The sequence below is a fragment of the Spirulina subsalsa FACHB-351 genome (assembly GCF_026130165.1).
In the GTDB taxonomy this organism is placed as follows: Bacteria; Cyanobacteriota; Cyanobacteriia; order Cyanobacteriales; family Spirulinaceae; genus Spirulina_A; species Spirulina_A subsalsa_A.
Window position 1 is genome coordinate 1 of sequence record NZ_JAIHOM010000098.1, and the last position, 15670, is coordinate 15670.

General features: G+C 48.5%; 14 protein-coding genes and 1 pseudogene. 7 read left to right on the forward strand and 8 right to left on the reverse strand.

The window, feature by feature from the left end:
- From K4A83_RS23465 to K4A83_RS16870, 3 genes and pseudogenes are all read right to left on the reverse strand, one after another.
- Positions 1-89 (reverse strand): annotated as a pseudogene (locus K4A83_RS23465) (transposase); the annotation flags it as partial.
- 160 nt (positions 90-249) lie between these two features.
- On the reverse strand, positions 250-528 hold the full coding sequence (locus tag K4A83_RS16865; protein ID WP_265265808.1) for a hypothetical protein: 279 nt from the start codon (positions 526-528) through the stop codon (positions 250-252).
- Positions 521-1591 (reverse strand): RuBisCO accumulation factor 1, encoded by a 1071-nt coding sequence (locus K4A83_RS16870; protein ID WP_265265810.1) that lies wholly within the window; start codon positions 1589-1591, stop codon positions 521-523. Before K4A83_RS16870 ends, K4A83_RS16865 begins: the two co-directional genes overlap by 8 nt.
- A 162-nt stretch (positions 1592-1753) precedes the next feature.
- Between K4A83_RS16870 and K4A83_RS16875 the strand changes: the two genes are divergently transcribed.
- Positions 1754-3412, forward strand: a complete 1659-nt coding sequence (locus K4A83_RS16875) for a mechanosensitive ion channel family protein (RefSeq protein WP_265265811.1) — start codon at positions 1754-1756, stop codon at positions 3410-3412.
- A gap of 131 nt (positions 3413-3543) precedes the next feature.
- Here the strand turns inward: K4A83_RS16875 and gloA are convergent, their stop codons facing one another.
- Positions 3544-3930, reverse strand: a complete 387-nt coding sequence (gene gloA / locus K4A83_RS16880) for a lactoylglutathione lyase (RefSeq protein WP_265265812.1) — start codon at positions 3928-3930, stop codon at positions 3544-3546.
- Positions 3931-4087: 157 nt separating this feature from the next.
- A complete protein-coding gene (locus K4A83_RS16885; protein ID WP_265265813.1) occupies positions 4088-4522 on the reverse strand; it encodes a DUF1824 family protein in 435 nt (144 codons plus the stop codon).
- A 190-nt stretch (positions 4523-4712) separates the two neighbouring features.
- Here K4A83_RS16885 and ccsB point away from each other — a divergent pair, with 190 nt between their 5' ends.
- The 3 genes from ccsB (at position 4713) to tilS (ending at position 8492) form a co-directional block, all read left to right on the forward strand.
- Positions 4713-5705, forward strand: coding sequence for a c-type cytochrome biogenesis protein CcsB (gene ccsB / locus K4A83_RS16890; protein WP_265265814.1), 993 nt, complete (start codon positions 4713-4715; stop codon positions 5703-5705).
- Positions 5706-5919: 214 nt separating this feature from the next.
- Positions 5920-7503, forward strand: a complete 1584-nt coding sequence (locus K4A83_RS16895) for a KGK domain-containing protein (RefSeq protein WP_265265815.1) — start codon at positions 5920-5922, stop codon at positions 7501-7503.
- 8 nt (positions 7504-7511) lie between these two features.
- The gene (gene tilS, locus K4A83_RS16900) at positions 7512-8492 is read left to right on the forward strand and encodes a tRNA lysidine(34) synthetase TilS (protein ID WP_265265827.1); all 981 of its coding nucleotides are present in this window, start codon (positions 7512-7514) and stop codon (positions 8490-8492) included.
- Here tilS and hmpF read toward each other — a convergent pair.
- The gene (hmpF, locus tag K4A83_RS16905; RefSeq protein WP_265265816.1) at positions 8489-10258 is read right to left on the reverse strand and encodes a pilus motility taxis protein HmpF; all 1770 of its coding nucleotides are present in this window, start codon (positions 10256-10258) and stop codon (positions 8489-8491) included. The genes tilS and hmpF overlap by 4 nt on opposite strands.
- A gap of 210 nt (positions 10259-10468) precedes the next feature.
- Here hmpF and K4A83_RS16910 point away from each other — a divergent pair, with 210 nt between their 5' ends.
- Entirely contained in the window at positions 10469-11647 is a 1179-nt protein-coding gene (locus tag K4A83_RS16910; protein WP_265265817.1) for a response regulator, read from the forward strand.
- Positions 11648-11747: 100 nt separating this feature from the next.
- On the opposite strand, the gene K4A83_RS16915 is transcribed toward K4A83_RS16910, so the two are convergent.
- Positions 11748-13466, reverse strand: a complete 1719-nt coding sequence (locus tag K4A83_RS16915) for an ABC1 kinase family protein (RefSeq protein WP_265265819.1) — start codon at positions 13464-13466, stop codon at positions 11748-11750.
- A gap of 200 nt (positions 13467-13666) precedes the next feature.
- On the opposite strand from K4A83_RS16915, the gene K4A83_RS16920 reads away from it, so the two are divergent.
- Both K4A83_RS16920 and K4A83_RS16925 read left to right on the forward strand, forming a co-directional pair.
- A complete protein-coding gene (locus tag K4A83_RS16920) occupies positions 13667-14164 on the forward strand; it encodes a 2TM domain-containing protein (protein WP_265265820.1) in 498 nt (165 codons plus the stop codon).
- A 355-nt stretch (positions 14165-14519) separates the two neighbouring features.
- Positions 14520-15161, forward strand: coding sequence for a cation diffusion facilitator family transporter (locus K4A83_RS16925; protein ID WP_265265821.1), 642 nt, complete (start codon positions 14520-14522; stop codon positions 15159-15161).
- Between the two features lie 77 nt (positions 15162-15238).
- Here the strand turns inward: K4A83_RS16925 and K4A83_RS16930 are convergent.
- Positions 15239-15670 (reverse strand): Uma2 family endonuclease (locus tag K4A83_RS16930; RefSeq protein ID WP_265265823.1); only part of this gene is annotated, 432 nt, incomplete at its 5' end.

Genomic DNA, 15670 nt, shown 5'->3' on the forward strand with positions numbered 1-15670 from the left:
TTTCGGACAAATTGGGATGTCCTAATTGCTTCATTAATGGCGGTTATTTGTTGTGGTTTAGGGTAGACCTTAAACTCGTAGACAAACACGGATGATACTGAGTTAATGGATATCAAATATTATAATAGCATGGAATTGAAAAATGGGTAATAAAAAGCCGTCCTGAAGGACGGGGCTTGTATCCCATTATTTTCGGTCATTGACACTCCCATCGCTAAAAGCGAGGGATTCTTGGTTCAACGAGTTTCCTTAACTTGGCAGGACGTATCCAACCAAGCCAGAGGGACTCTCTCCCCAAGCGTGAGTTCCGGTATGCCCTACCGTACTTAGACAACCATAGGCGAGAGTTGTGGTAGATTTGCCATAAAATGAGCCAATTTCTAGCAGAATAGCATCGGAGGGTAGGGTCTGAACTTTATTGAATAAATACTCGGCCTCTTCATCTTCTAAATAACCGGGAACCGATTTTACAATGGGCTGAATAAGGCTAAATTTGTCTAACAGATAGGATTTTCTAGCCTTAATCATCCATTTGCCAAGGTTCTAAGAGGTTGCCTTCGTCTAAGATGTTCTTAGGTCGAAGAATTAAGAGAACTTGGCCTAAAATTTTATAGGTTGGGGGTTCAGAAAACCATTGCACTTGTAAGGTATTGTCTTGTTCAACTAACCAGTAATTGTTAGCTTCCCAAGTTTGTTGTTGTCGATCAATGACGACTACGACGGGTTCGACTTTTTCGAGGGTGAGGTTGGGAAGGCGATCGCTTGGCCAAAGAATCGCGACGGGATCAAGGGCTTTGAGAATGACTTGCCACCCCGGAATAGGAACAACACTCATGGGCTGGGGTAACTGTACCACTCGAAAGGGTTCGATGGCTTCTAGAGCCGGAACCGTTGCGATCGCATCGGGGGAGAGGGGAAAAGTTCCGGCGACGGGAATAATGCGCGGTAACTCATCCTCCGCTTCTAAACGATAGACGGGGAGTAGGGGGGCGCGCTGCATGGGAACAACGGTAAAGTCGCTGAGGAGTTTTTCAATTTGCTGCCTTGCGCCGAGAGATTGGGCAAATTTGAGGCCTTGGGCAATGAGGCGCGATCGCTCTTGTAAATCCTTTTTCGCCCTCGCCCGTTTCCAACACTGATAAGCCACCGCATCCCCCGGATTGGGACTAAACCCATCGGGAGGGCTACTATAGCGGGCAAAGTCCTGAATCGCCCGAGCAACAATATGGGCTTCATCCACATCTAAACCCTTCTCCATTGCCAGTTCTGCGGCCTTTAAACGCTGGGGTTGAGTCAAAACCCTAAATTCATATAACACATCACTACGAGGGCCTTGGCAGTAGCTGAGAAGGGCTTCTGAAGCCTGTTCTTTAACCAAGCTTTCATAGACCTGCCCGGCCACCTTCATTAAGTTCTGATAACTGGCCTCAATCCCGGTTTCCTCAAAAATCTGTTCGGGAGTATAACCCGCTTGTTGCAGCACATAGCATCGTTGTCCCCAGTCCACCCAAGATCCCTCTCTGCGTCTGAGTTTTAACAGTAAATCTTGAGCTTCTTCTTCGGACAGGGGATTAGGAGTCAGTTCAGGCATAAAATCAGGATGAGGACTAAAAACGGATTGGCACCTTGTTGATCTTAGCAACAATTGCCGTCGGTTTTTCAAGGATTCAGGGCGGGATGCTTTAGAAATCCCCCATGGTCTTCTCCTTTCGATTCTCGGTGTTTTACTGGTAATTTCCCTAGCCTACAATTTATGAATAGCCGGAAAAAATTTATCACTCAAGGGATCTGTGCCTTCCTTCTCATTCTCCTCAGTCAATCTGTCCTGTTTGGCACCTCTTCCCCGAATCCGTTAACTCCCCCCGCGACAAATAGCCCTCGCGCCACTTTAACGGAATTTGTCACTAACATGAATGAAACCTACAGCTTGCTGATGGCCGCTCAGGCTCAAAGTCAACAGGAGCGAGGGTTTCGCCATTCTCCCGCCGTCCTACAACAGGCGAATGTTGCTCAACAAGCTTTTGAACGGGCGGTAAAAACTTTAGATTTAACAGAAGTCCCCTCGGCCATTCGCAGTGATATGGGGGCGGAGTCAGCATTACTGCTCAAAGAAATTCTAGATCGTGTGCCGTTGCCCCCTTTCAGTAGTATTCCGGATCAACAAGTCGTTGAGGATGAGTCTTTAGAGCGTTGGATTCTGCCCCATACGGAAATTACACTGGTTTTAATTCAAGACGGAGTGAACGCGGGTCAATTTCTCTTTTCGGCTGAGACGATTAAACGGCTACACGACTTTTATGATGAGATCAAATCTCTACCCTATCAGAGTCAAAGTTCGCCCAATTTTTATCAATTTTACATCGGCACACCGGGCTACTTAATACCGCCAAAGTGGAGTAATGGGCTGCCTCGTTGGACGATGTTTATGATAGGGGAACAGGCACTCTGGCAGTGGGTTGTCTTTGGTTTGGGGACGTTGTTAGCGATCGCCATTCTCTGGGGAATGTACAAAATCCTAGGCTGGTATTACACCGGAAGCCACAGCGTTCAAGAAGCTTGGTCTGGTTTGTTACTGCCCTTTAGTTTCATGGTGGTAGTGACGGGTTGGGTCTTTTTCGTTAATCGATTGATTAATATTACAGGCGATACCTTACAAAAGCTACTTACAATTTCCATTGTTCTCGATGGGATGATTGCAGCGTGGTTGACTTTTTTAACCTTAAATGCAGTCGGTAGAACCATTATTGCCGCTCCCCAATTCAAAGACCAACATCTGGAAACAACCATTGTGCGGAATGGTTTCCGGCTGATTGGATTTATTGCCGCCACCACGGTTTTATACTATGCCAGTGAAGCGGTAGGAATCCCCGTTGGCCCATTTTTCGCCAGTTTAGGGGTGAGTAGTATTGCCATTGGTTTTGGGATGCGACCTTATGTTGAAAATATTGTGGGAGGGATTACTTTATTTGTCAATCGTCCCATGAAAATCGGCGATTTTTGTGAATTTGGGGGCAATATCGGCACGATTGAAGACATTGGTTTACGAGCAACTCTGATCCGCACAACCGATCGAAAATTAATTTTTGTTCCCAATACGGTGGTTTCTACGTCACAAATTGTCAATCATAGTCGGCGGGATAAATATACCTTTACTTGCACGTTAACCTTGAGTTATGAAGCCACTCGTCAGCAATTAACGGCAACGATGAACAATTTGCGTAATATGCTCAATCAACATCCGAACGTGATGGATGAACGAATTACTTTGGTTGAGTTAAATGGTACAACTATTAAGTTAGAATTGTTTGCCTATATTTCCACTAAAGACCGAGAAGAATACCTCAAAATTCAAGAGGAACTTTGGTTAAAAATTGAGGAAGTTTTAGCCTTGACCGAGGCACAATTAAAATAGAGGAGCTTATGAGTTATTCGGTTGCTTGATTGTCAGATAGGACTTGCTGAATAAAACCAGACGCTAGAGGCCACAAGGGAATAAGCAATTGATAATTGATAATTATTTCTGATTCCCAACTCCCGACTTCTCTAATCTTTCAGTTGAATCAATTCAATCTTGTACCCCGTTGGGTCTTCCACAAAGGCGATTACCGTCGTGCCATGTTTCATCGGCCCAGGCTCCCGCACCACCTTACCGCCCCGCGCTTTAATCTCTTCGCAAGTTTGGTAAATATCCTCCACACCGAGGGCAATATGACCATAGCCATTGCCAATGTCATAGTGGTCAGTTCCCCAGTTGTAGGTTAATTCAATCACCGTATGATCTGCCTCATCGCCATAGCCTACAAAGGCGAGGGTAAACTCTCCCCCCGGATAGTCCTTCTGGCGCAATAACTTCATTCCTAACACTTCACAGTAAAACTTGAGGGATTCTTCTAAATTCCCGACTCGTAACATAGTATGTAACATCCGCATAACTGATTCTCCTCAAAAAGCTGGTTTGTGAGTAGGGGTGCGATCGCCCCTGACTCGCCTCTTATCCTAACGAATTCGTGAACAGTGATTCTGGGGCATAGGGAACAATTAATTATCAATTATTAATTCCCCTATTTCACTGTTTACTAGCTCGGAGTCATCCGCCCATAGTGTTTTTTTCGGCGGCAAATAAATCTAAAGGGAGGTGTCCATAAATCCCGTTCACCTGTTCATCTTCCGCTTGACAGGCCACTAAAACCCCACGATAAGACCCAGTATATCCCTCTGCATAATGGCTCATTTTACCCGTATTAAACTTAATATAAACCGCCTCATCTTCCACCGGTGCAAAGTCTTCTCCCTCAAAGGGAACACGATAACCAAACGCCTTTAAATAACTGGCCAAGGCTTGATAACCTTGAGATAAATTATCGGCACAAACGCCCAAATTTTCCGCCTCCGATTGTTCCACCAACAATAACAAAGCCGCCTGTAATTCTGCCTTCTGTTCCGCAGAGGTGACTAACTTGGTTTCCTTGCAACTGTACTGATCTAAAATCTGACGGGCTGAGGTTAGGGTTAAATTAGACATAAACTAGAATAAAAATCAAGTATTTTTTACAATTAGTAACGCTCAGGAAGTCATTGCCCAAAAACGGCCTTAAACTGGGTAGGATATTATTGTTCCCTTGGATTCACCCCCTTAGATAAATCCATGATTGAAAATCAAGGATTGGGGGCATCGAGCGAACCCACCTTTTGAGAAGCTTACATTAATCATTATGGATTTAGTTGCTCTTCAGCACAATCTAGATAATCTTTCCTTTGCCGTCTTGTTTTTGACCATGTTGGTCTATTGGTCAGGTGCGGCGTTCCCCAATCTGCCCTATTTGCCCCTTTGTGGCACCTTGGGAATGGCGATCGCTAATTTCTGTATGGCCGCCCTCTTAGGAGCGCGCTGGCTAGAAGCAGGCTACTTCCCCTTAAGCAATCTTTACGAATCCCTCTTTTTCCTCGCCTGGGGAGTCACCACCATCCACCTGATCGCCGAGGCCATGAGTCGTTCTCGTCTTACCGGAGTCTTCACCTCCCCCCTAGCAATGGGCATCACCGCCTTTGCGGCCCTCTCCCTGCCCCCAGAAATGCAGAACTCCGCCCCCCTCGTACCCGCCCTCAAATCCAACTGGCTCATGATGCACGTTAGCGTCATGATGCTCAGTTATGCCACCCTGTTAGTCGGCTCCCTCTTAGCCATTGCCTTTTTAGTCCTCACCCGAGGCCAAGATATCCAACTTCAAGGCAGTTCCCTCGGCACAGGCAGCTATCGGCTCAAATCCTCCCTCACCTTAGAACCCAGCGTTTCCCTAGTTTCTGCTCCTGATGCCCCCTCGGGAAACACCACCCTCCTGCAAGCCGTAAACCTCAGCACCTCCCCCCGTCTCTCCCCCCAACGTCTCACCCTTGCCGAAACCCTCGATAACATCAGTTACCGCATTATTGGTCTGGGCTTCCCCCTTCTGACCATTGGCATCATTGCTGGAGGAGTCTGGGCGAACGAGGCCTGGGGATCTTACTGGAGTTGGGACCCTAAAGAAACTTGGGCCCTGATCACCTGGCTAGTATTTGCCGCCTACCTACACGCCCGCATTACTAAAGGCTGGCAAGGCCGAAAACCCGCTATTCTCGCCGCCACGGGCTTCTGTGTCGTTTGGATTTGTTATTTAGGTGTGAATTTATTGGGCAAAGGGTTACACTCCTATGGGTGGTTTTTCTAAGACCTCTTCTTAACGGTTGGGTCTGGTCAGACCCAACCGGGCTAATCTGCAATGTCCTGCATAGGACTCCCACTAAACCCTTAATAAACCCGCCCGCAGGGAGTCAAGTTATCTAAAAAAAATCGTTATCTAAAAAAATCGCCTCTTCTTTGGCTTTTGCGAGAGAATAACCTGTACCTGCACACTTGACGAACCAGCAGTTTCCACCATAATCATGACTAGCGAATGGGGTAAAACAGACGTGGATAAACAATTTGAACCACTTTCCGGCGGTGAAGTAATCTCAGTTGATCCCTCGATCCAGATTTTGATCGGCCATAGTACCTTTCGGGTAAGTGAATTAGGGGATGCCCTCAAAGCCGAACTGATTAAACAAGGCATCGGAGGACTCACCCCAGATAAAGAAGGCTGGCTCGAAGATGATGGGATTCACTGTGAAGTCCTACGCTTCGGGGCTTTAGGCTGGCAAAAAGGCAAGGTGAGAATCCATCTCGAATTCTGCCCGGCTGAGGGTGAGGAGTCCCCCGCCCCAAAGAAGACCGCCCAGCCTAAAGTGGCTAAATCACCGCCCCCTGTTGCTCCCTCTGTGCTGGAAGAAGAGGAGGATCTCCTCGTCGCTGAGGAGGAAGACGATGAGAACGACGCTTTCTTTGCCGAAGAAGCAACCGCCCCTAGTGAGGTGCAGGAGGATTTAATCCTAGAAGACGAGTCCTTTGAGTCCTTCGATGTAGCCCCAGAAACCTCTGAGGCTGAGGAGGATGAGGCTTTCTTTGAGGATCTAGGAGAGGAAAGCTTAGAAGAGGAAGATGTCGCCCTCGTTGAAGATGTGTTTGGCGAAGCCACCTCGGAAGACTCGGCTGATGAGGATATGTTCGGCGCGGAATTAGACCTCCCAGAGGAAGAAACTGCCGATGAGGATATGTTCGGCGCGGAATTAGACCTCCCAGAGGAAGAAACCGCCGATGAGGATATGTTCGGCGAGGGGGAATTAGACCTTGAAGAGGAAGAAACCGCCGATGAGGATATGTTCGGCGCGGAATTAGACCTCCCAGAGGAAGAAACTGCCGATGAGGATATGTTCGGCGAGGGGGAATTAGACCTTGAAGAGGAAGAAACCGCCGATGAGGATATGTTCGGCGAGGGGGAATTAGACCTTGGAGATGAAGAAACCGCCGATGAGGATATGTTCGGCGCGGAACTGACCTCGGAGGGCGATGATGAATTCTTTGGCGACTTGGAAACCGAAGAACCGGCCTCTGGTGTAGATTTTGCGGTGGAGGAATTGGACTTAGACGCAGAAACCGATGTCGAGGATGTTTTTGCCGATGCGCCAGATTTTGGCGATGAGGACGAGGTGGAGTTAAATCTAGAAGAGGAAACGGTGGAAGATGTGTTTAGTGATGCACCGGATCTTTTATCGGATGAAGATGAGGCCTCGGAATTGGATTTATCGGAAGATTTCCTTACGGAGGATTCCCTTGAGGAGGATGAGTTAGAAACTGCTGAGGATGACCTTTTTGGGGCAGAGGGTGAACTGGAACTAGAGGAAGCCGATGATGCTCTGTTTACTTCGGGAGCCGAGGGAGAATTAGAGTTAGGGGCAGCCTTTGGGGAGGAGGATGATGATCTGTTTGGCGGCACCCTAGGGGATGATGAGGAAATGTTTAACAGTATTGATGAAGATTTGGACTGGGGCATTTCCAGTGATGATGATCAGTTAATCCTTGATGATGGGGATGGGGAAACCAAGAAAAGCGGAGATTTTGCCGATATTTGGCAAGATATTGAGGAATTGTAAGCTCGGTGATGGTTTCGCCCCTCTGGACTCCCCTCCATACCCGTTTGCATCAAACCTTACGCCAACGTCCTGTTCTCCCCCCCCAGCAGAAAATTCTGGTGGCGGTGTCGGGGGGGCAGGACTCCCTGTGTTTGTTACAGTTGCTCTGGGATTTGGGGCGAAAATGGCACTGGGAGTTAAGGGTTGCCCATTGTGATCATGGTTGGCCGGAGGATCAAGGATTGGCGGATCATGTCCGGGATTGGGTGAGTCAGTATCCGTTGCCTCTGTTTTGTTCGGGGGCTGTGGCGTTGCCCCAAACGGAAGCGGCGGCGAGGGCTTGGCGCTATCAGGTGTTGTTGGAGATTGCCCGGGGGGAGGGGTGTCCGGTGATTGTGACGGGACATACTCAGAGCGATCGCGCCGAAACCCTCCTCTATCATCTCATTCGCGGGACTGGCACCACTGGACTCACTGCCCTCCCTTGGCAACGCTCCCTTTCCCCAGAGGTGCAATTAGTCCGTCCCCTCCTCAATATGTCTCGCGCTGAAACCGGGCAGTTCTGCCAAGATCATCATCTACCTGTTTGGTCTGATCCCTATAACCAAAATCTCCAATATGCCCGCAATCGTCTCAGACAGGAAATTATTCCCGCCCTGCAAACCCACTTCAACCCCCAAGTCGAAACCGCCCTCGCCCAAACGGCGGAAATCCTACAAGGGGATCTCGACTATCTCGAACAACTCACCACAGAAGCCTGTAAAACCGCCTTTGACGACCAGTTACCCCGTTTTAATCGTTTACCTCTGCAAACCCTTCCCCTCGCCTTAAAACGGCGGGTTGTACGGCGTTTTTTACAGCAATACCTACCCCATCATCCTAACTTCGAGCAGATCGAGGCCGTCACCCAATTAATCCAAGCCCCCAACCGTAGCCGGACTTCCACCCTCACTGGGGGGATGTGGGCAGAAGTTGACCAGACCTATGTGCAACTCACTGCACCCTCCTAGCTTGCCAATTCATTGACCGCTTGCTGCAAGTTCCCTACCGCCTCTTGTTGATACTGGGCGGTTTGTTCGGTTTGATCCAGTAAAGCCGCGATCGCCTCTAACTGCTGTTGAACCCCCTCTAGACCATCCTGCATCGGTTTCAGGATTTCCTCATACAAGTTCACTCGTCCCCACAATAAAGCCGTAGAGGCATGGGTTTCCTCTAAATTGACCTCCAACTCCTCCAACTCTCGTTTTAGAGCATCATAGGCCTCTTGTTGGTCGTTTAATTCCCCTTGAGACTGTTCCAGTGCAGCTTGACAATCCTTTAACTCTTCTTCCAGAGCTTGCAAACGGTTCACCGTTGCCTCTTGTTGAGTCGCCAGTTCACCCAGCAGGGGGGTTAAATCCACACCCGTTTCTCCGGCATTCTCATCGGGAATCCCCTGACGGCGGCGCAAAACTCGTAAATGTTGCCGCAACACCGAGCGACGTTCCGCTAGAGTCCGCCGTTGCCCGATTAACGTTTGATCCAAGAGTTTTTTCTGTTCCTGTTCATCGGCCAACTCCTGTTCTAAGGCCGAAGCCTCATAAACACTAGCGTTTTTCAGTTTTTCCTGAATTTCTTCGACGGCTTCCCGTTGGAGATTTAACTCCTCTTCTTGGTCTTCCACAAACCGCACCAACTGGGCTAGGTCTTGTTCTAAACGCTCAACAACCCCCTGTAATTCCTCCAGAGCCATATTCTCTAAGGCTCCCACATCCACACCCCCACTGGAGTCACTTTCCCCACTGTCGGAGCTATCGAGACGAGCCACCAAAGCCTCCAGACTACTTTGCTGTTCTTGTTGTTGGCGCAATAACTCCAGACTAGCCTGCTTCAGGCTGACTTGATACTCCTGTTGACTCACTTGGTCTTTTTGGGTTTCTAGGGCTTGTAACTGGGCTTGCAGTGCTTGCTGGCGGGTTTCGAGCGCCTCACTTTGCTCATCCACCTCGGTTTGTTGCCGTTGAGCATCAGAGCGTTGTTCCTCTAACTGCACCCAATACTCGCCCAAGGTGCTTTTCTGTTGGTCTAATAAAGCGATCGCCGCCTGCACTGGCTCCCGCAAACCACCCGTCGGCATCACCGTCGTTTCCAGATAGTTCACCAACTCTTGCAGGTGATTCAATTGAGCCGGGTCAATACCGACCCCACCCGGGGCGAGTTCTCCCTTGCGCTCCTCAAAACGGGCTTGTTCTCCCCGTAAATGCGCCCAAGCCTGTTCTAACTCCTGAGTTTTGCGTTCAAACTCCTCTCGAATCCGATCCGCCTCTTCCTTCGCCTTCTGGAGTTCCTCACTCGCTCCCTCCGCGACACCTGCACTAGCGGCATTGTTCTGATCGGCCTCAACTTGAGCAGCCTCAAGCTGTTCGAGTTCAGCCATTAACTCCATCTCGCGCTTATTCAACTCCTGAGCTTGTAGCGTCAGGGATTGCTTCCAGGCCTCAATCTCCTCCTCTTGGGTTTTGATTTTGTCCTGTAACTTCGAGAGGCGCTCTAAATTGCGCACAATTTGCGCCCCTGCGGCTTCCGGAGGGCTTTGAACTTGTCGATTATTATTCAGGTTCACCAAGACCAGAGCGCCCTGCTCAAAAGCATTGGCCTCGTCTGCGGCGATGACTTCATCCCCCTGGACAGCGCTCCAACTCTGGTCATTCCTTTGGCAGGCCAGCAACTTCAATTCTGTTGCTCCCTTCGCCATGAACCCACCTTTCTGCTTGCGTACTTCTGCGAGATACAACACGCTGATGGTCCTCGTGATGTGTTGTGTGCTTAGTGAAAATGTCGATCCGCCAGACTCCAGTTGAATCAATCCCAGTTTAGCAAATTCCGTGCCAACAATTATTAACGATTAACTGTTCCCCAAAACAATCATCACTCAACCCGCGATTCGGTACAATGAGACTAACCCCCCCGCCTAGCCCGACCTTATGAGGAGTGAACGGTTCACCAAATGCAGGGAACACTGAACGAAATTGATATTCGCAGCATCTTACAACTGATTGAACTGGGTCAGCGAACCGGAGAACTTTTGGTTGAAACCACATCTCCCTCTTCCTCTAACAGCCATTCTCTGATCACCCATTCCTCGCCCACTCTCAGTCTGCCTGATCAGTTGTTTTGGTTTGTTTTTTTTATCAACGGCAAAATCGCCTATGCTGCCGACTCGCGCAGCAGTAACTTAGGCCGTCTGCGGGACTATTTGCGCCACTACAAAATAGACAACGCCCTAGCTGAAGTAGCCAGTCCTTCCATGAGCATGACCACCCCTGAATATGCTCATCTATGGTTACTGCTCGAAAACCAAGTTCTCACGCCAGCCCAAGGGCGCAATATTATTCAGGGCATGGTGACAGAAACCCTGTTTGATCTTCTCAGCTTGCACCAAGGGGTGTTTAACTTTGAAATTGGTTCTGCGATCGCCCCTCAACTCACCACCCTGGAAATTGCCTCCCTCAGCCCCCGCATTATGAAACAAGTGCAACAGTGGAAACAATTTCATCCCCATATCCAATCCCCCGATCAATGCCCCATCCTCAGCAACCCCCAAGCCCTCCAAACCAGCCTCCCCCCCAAAGCCTATAAAAGCCTCAAACACTGGTCTGACGGTAAAACCTCCCTGCGCCAACTCTCCCGCTACCTCAACCGCGACCTCCTGAGCATTGCCCGCGCCATCTATCCTTACATCCAACGGGGTTGGATTCAACTCCTCGACTCCAACCTCCCCCCAAACCGCGCCATTTCTTGGAATCCCCCCCAAACCCAGACCCATATCGTCTGTATAGACGATGACCGCACTATTGGCAAAAGTGTAGAGTATATGCTCACCCCCCATAACTATCAAGTCACCGCCCTCACAGACCCCTTACAAGCCCTGCGAGAGGTCTTTCTCCTCAAACCTGACCTGATCCTCTGTGACATCGCCATGCCCCAACTAGACGGCTACGAACTCTGTGCCATGTTGCGCAGTTCCAACACCTTCCGGCAAATTCCCATCTTGATGTTAACTGGGAAAGAAGGATTTATTGATCGAGTGCGGGCAAAACTGGTCGGTTCTAACGATTATCTGACCAAACCCTTTGATGAAACAGAACTTTTAATGCTCATTGAAAAATATTTAACTTTAAAGTAACGCTATAGGGATAGAGAATTAACAATTAATAACTATCAATTGTTAATTGTTCCCTAACCTTGACAAGAGGGCATTTATGCTTAACTTGTCACCATTTCTGCTAACGTTGTGCGATCGCCGGAGTCACAAAAGCAGCCATGCGTTCGCTTGACATATCCCGCAGCGCATTCCAGGCCACATCAAACAAGCGACTTGGCGTAATTTCGTGTTTCACCAACTCCCAGAGACGTTGGACTTCTTCGGTGTGTAAACGGTCATTTTCCGTCAAAGCTAACAGGATTTGCTGACGTAAATAATGACCTTCCTCCGACATTAAATATTGTAAGCCTAACTGTGCTGTCGGGATAAAGTCAAAATTGCCATCAGTTTGGGCAATGGTTAGCATATTTTCTAACCGTTCCCATTGAAACTTGCCATCCTTAATTAAGACCTCTAATAAACGTCGTCGCATAGCAGGAGATTCCCCTTTTAATAAACGACGCGCCACATAGGGATAGGCCACCTCAACAATCTTAAATTGGGGGTTTAAACTTAACGCTAATCCCTCTTGAGTCACCAAGGAACGAATAATCAAAGAAAACTGAGCCGGAACACGGAAGGGGTAATCATACATCAACTCAGAAAACTCATCGGTGATGGTTTTAAAGTTGAATTCTCCCACACTTTCACCTATGGCATTGCCTAACACCTTTTCTAAGGCGGGAATAATGGGTTCAATACGGGTATTTTGACTGAGGAAACCTAACACCCGAAAATCATCGGCTAGGGCTAAATAATCCCGGTTGATTAAGTGAACTACTGAGGCGGCAATGGTTTCCTTGGTTGTTTCACTTAATTGATCCATCATGCCAAAATCAATAAACGCCATACGACCATCGGGCATGGCAAATAAGTTTCCGGGGTGTGGATCCGCGTGGAAAAAGCCAAACTCTAATAATTGTCGTAGACCCGAATTAACTCCAATGGTGATTAACTCGTTGGTATCTAAACCTGCTGCCTTGACCTTCTCTGTATCGGTCAGTTTGAAGCCGTGAATCCATTCTAGGGTTAACACATTATGGCTGGTATAACGCCAGTAAATGACCGGAACTTTAACCGTGGGATCGTTGGCAAAATTAGCGGCAAATTTTTCCGCGTTGCGCGCTTCGTTAATATAGTCAATTTCTTCAAAAAGTTTAACCCCAAATTCATCAACAATTAGGGTTAAATCATGACCTAAATTCAAGGGCAGCAAGGGAGAAATCCAACCTGCTGCCCAGCGCATTAAGAATAAATCTAGGGTAATCTTTGGCAAAAGATTCGGTCGTTGTACCTTCACCGCCACATCTTCCCCTGTGTGTAAAACAGCGCGGTAGACTTGCCCTAAACTGGCGGCCGCGACGGGATGGGTGGAAATTTCTTTAAATATATCTTGGGGGGCTTGACCTAATTGTTGACGAATAATCTCAAAAGCAATTTCGTTATCGTAGGGGGGGAGTTGATCCTGTAATTTGGTTAATTCATCCAAAAAATCCCGGCGGATGAGATCAGGACGAGTGGAGAGTGCTTGACCGACTTTAATGGCTGTGGGGCCTAATTGGGTGAGAATTTGCCGGAGATGTTGGGCGCGTTTATTGTGATTGTTTTGGGTTGGTTTGCGCCAGCGGTCTAGTAGGAACTGGATGACGAATCCCCCCAGCATCCACAAAATCACCAGAGTTCGTCCTATGGCTAACCAAGGTCGGGCGCTGTAATATTTGGCGATCGCCTTGGGATCATACCGGAGGGACTGTCCGGGGACAAACTCCCCCTCTAAAGAAACTATGCGCTGTTGATTCACGAATGTTCTAATGCCTCTTGATATGGAAGTTTTTTGCTAAAAATCTTTACTTGCCAGTATACAAAAATACAAACTTCAGGGGAACAGGCTAGAGGAATATCTTCCTGAGAGTTGAAATTATTGGGCATAATAGAATTGTAATTCCGCCCTTTTTGCCCCTGTCCGAAAACGCAGGGTTTTCCATCTACAGGGAGAGACTCATGACTGGTTCTGATCTAAATCATCCCCCCACCTACCAACCCGAGGAAATCCAGCAAATCTTGCAAATTGCGATCGCCCAGCAAGACTATGATGGGGAACTCACCCGTCAGCAATTGTTGGAGATTGCCGCCGAAATGGAAATCTCCCCCGAAAAGCTCTATCTAGCCGAACAAGCTTGGTTAGAAAAAAAACAAACTGACCAACTTCATCAAGAATTTGATGCCTACCGAAAAGAGCAATTTCAGCAAAAAACTATTAAATATCTGGTTATTACCTTCTTTTTCATTGGTTTAGACCTAATCAGTGGTGGTGGCTTCTCCTGGTCGCGCTATATTCTGTTATTCACTAGTGCTGGAGTAGCGTTTAATGCTTGGCAAGTCTTTCAACCCAAAGGAGTCGCCTATCAACGGGCTTTTGAGCGTTGGGAACGCAACCGCCAGATTAAGAACACCTTACAAGGAATTTGGACAACAGTACAGAAAGCACTACAAGCGTGACATCCTCCCGACGCTGACCGAAACTTTACAGCGCGGGGCTTCTCGGCGGTTAGCTAAAGGATTTAATGTTTCGGCATGGGCGGGACACATTACGCCAATATTACCGTCGGGCACTATGGGAACGGGATATTCCCCAGCCTTGTGTTCCGAAATCAATGACTCTTACTCGCCCCACTAGGAACTTTAGGTAGAATGGCCTCGTCCACTGTACTGATTCCGAAATCTTGCTAGAACAAAATAGGGGGAGCTTATGATAAAACTAGGCTTTCCCTCTTGTTTACCCTCAGCACCCTACTTTGTAATGCACCATCATTCCTGCTCCCACTCCCATCCTTGCAGTCCTTCCCCTGAAAAAATGAAGCGTTTAACGTGGGTATTGTGCCTCGTGGGAGGCTTTTCCCTGGTGGAGATCGGGATGGGGTGGTTTAGCCATAGTTTAGCCCTGCAAGCCGATGCAGGGCATTTATTATCGGACTGTTTCGCCTTATTATTAGCCTTATTTGCCACTTGGTTTGCTCGGACTAGCCCCCACTCTCACAATCGCCGGGTCGAATTTGCCGCCGCCTTTCTTAATGGGTTAGGATTAGTTGCGATCGCCCTCTGGATTGGTCACGAAGCCATTCTTCACCTCCAATCCCCCCCCCTGGACATTTTAAGCACCCCCATGTTAGCCACCGCAAGCCTTGGTTTTGGGGTGAATAGTATTAATATTTTGCTCCTCCATGAAGACAGTCACCACGATTTGAACCTCCGGGGGGCCTTTCTCCATGTCTTAGCTGATGCAGCGAGTTCCGTTGGTGTTATTTTAGCTGCGATCGCCGTTTGGACCCTCAATTGGTTCTGGGCAGATACCGTCATCAGTTTTGCCGTCGCGTTCCTCATCCTCCTTAGCGCCATTCCCCTCCTCTGGGAAAGTGCCAACGCACTGAGAACAGTAAACAGTCAAAAGGAATTAGAATCCAGTAACAGTCATGTTCTTGAAGCTCCCCACCCATAAGGGGATGGGGCTTTCAACGCAACATTGCAGTAAATGACCAACACTGAATTAAAAATTTCGGTTTTAGAGATTCAATCTCAAGCGTCTGGCTCCACTCCTAAAGCTCGTAACTGTGCCGCTAAAACCTCTGCTCGTTCCCGTTCCTGTTCCGCCCGTTCCCGTTCCTGCTCCGCCCGTTCCCGTTCCTGCTGCCACGCTACCCGCAACTCCTCCGGCAAGAGCAACCGTTCCCCCGTATCCCCCCGATAAAAGCCAATTAACCGCTCCTCCACCGCTAAACGTAGCCCCAACGCCACACTATAACTATCTTCAATTAGCCCATATACCTCCTCCCCCAAACGATAGCCCCGCAACTGTTCAGGAATCCACTCCCCTCTCGGGTCAAATAGCCAATACTCTGCTACTCCCAACTGCTCATAAAGTGTCTTTTTAAACTCCATATCCTGAGTTCGAGTGCTGGGTGAGGTCATCTCAAAAATCACCGTCGGCACTTCCCCTTCCTCCCAAAT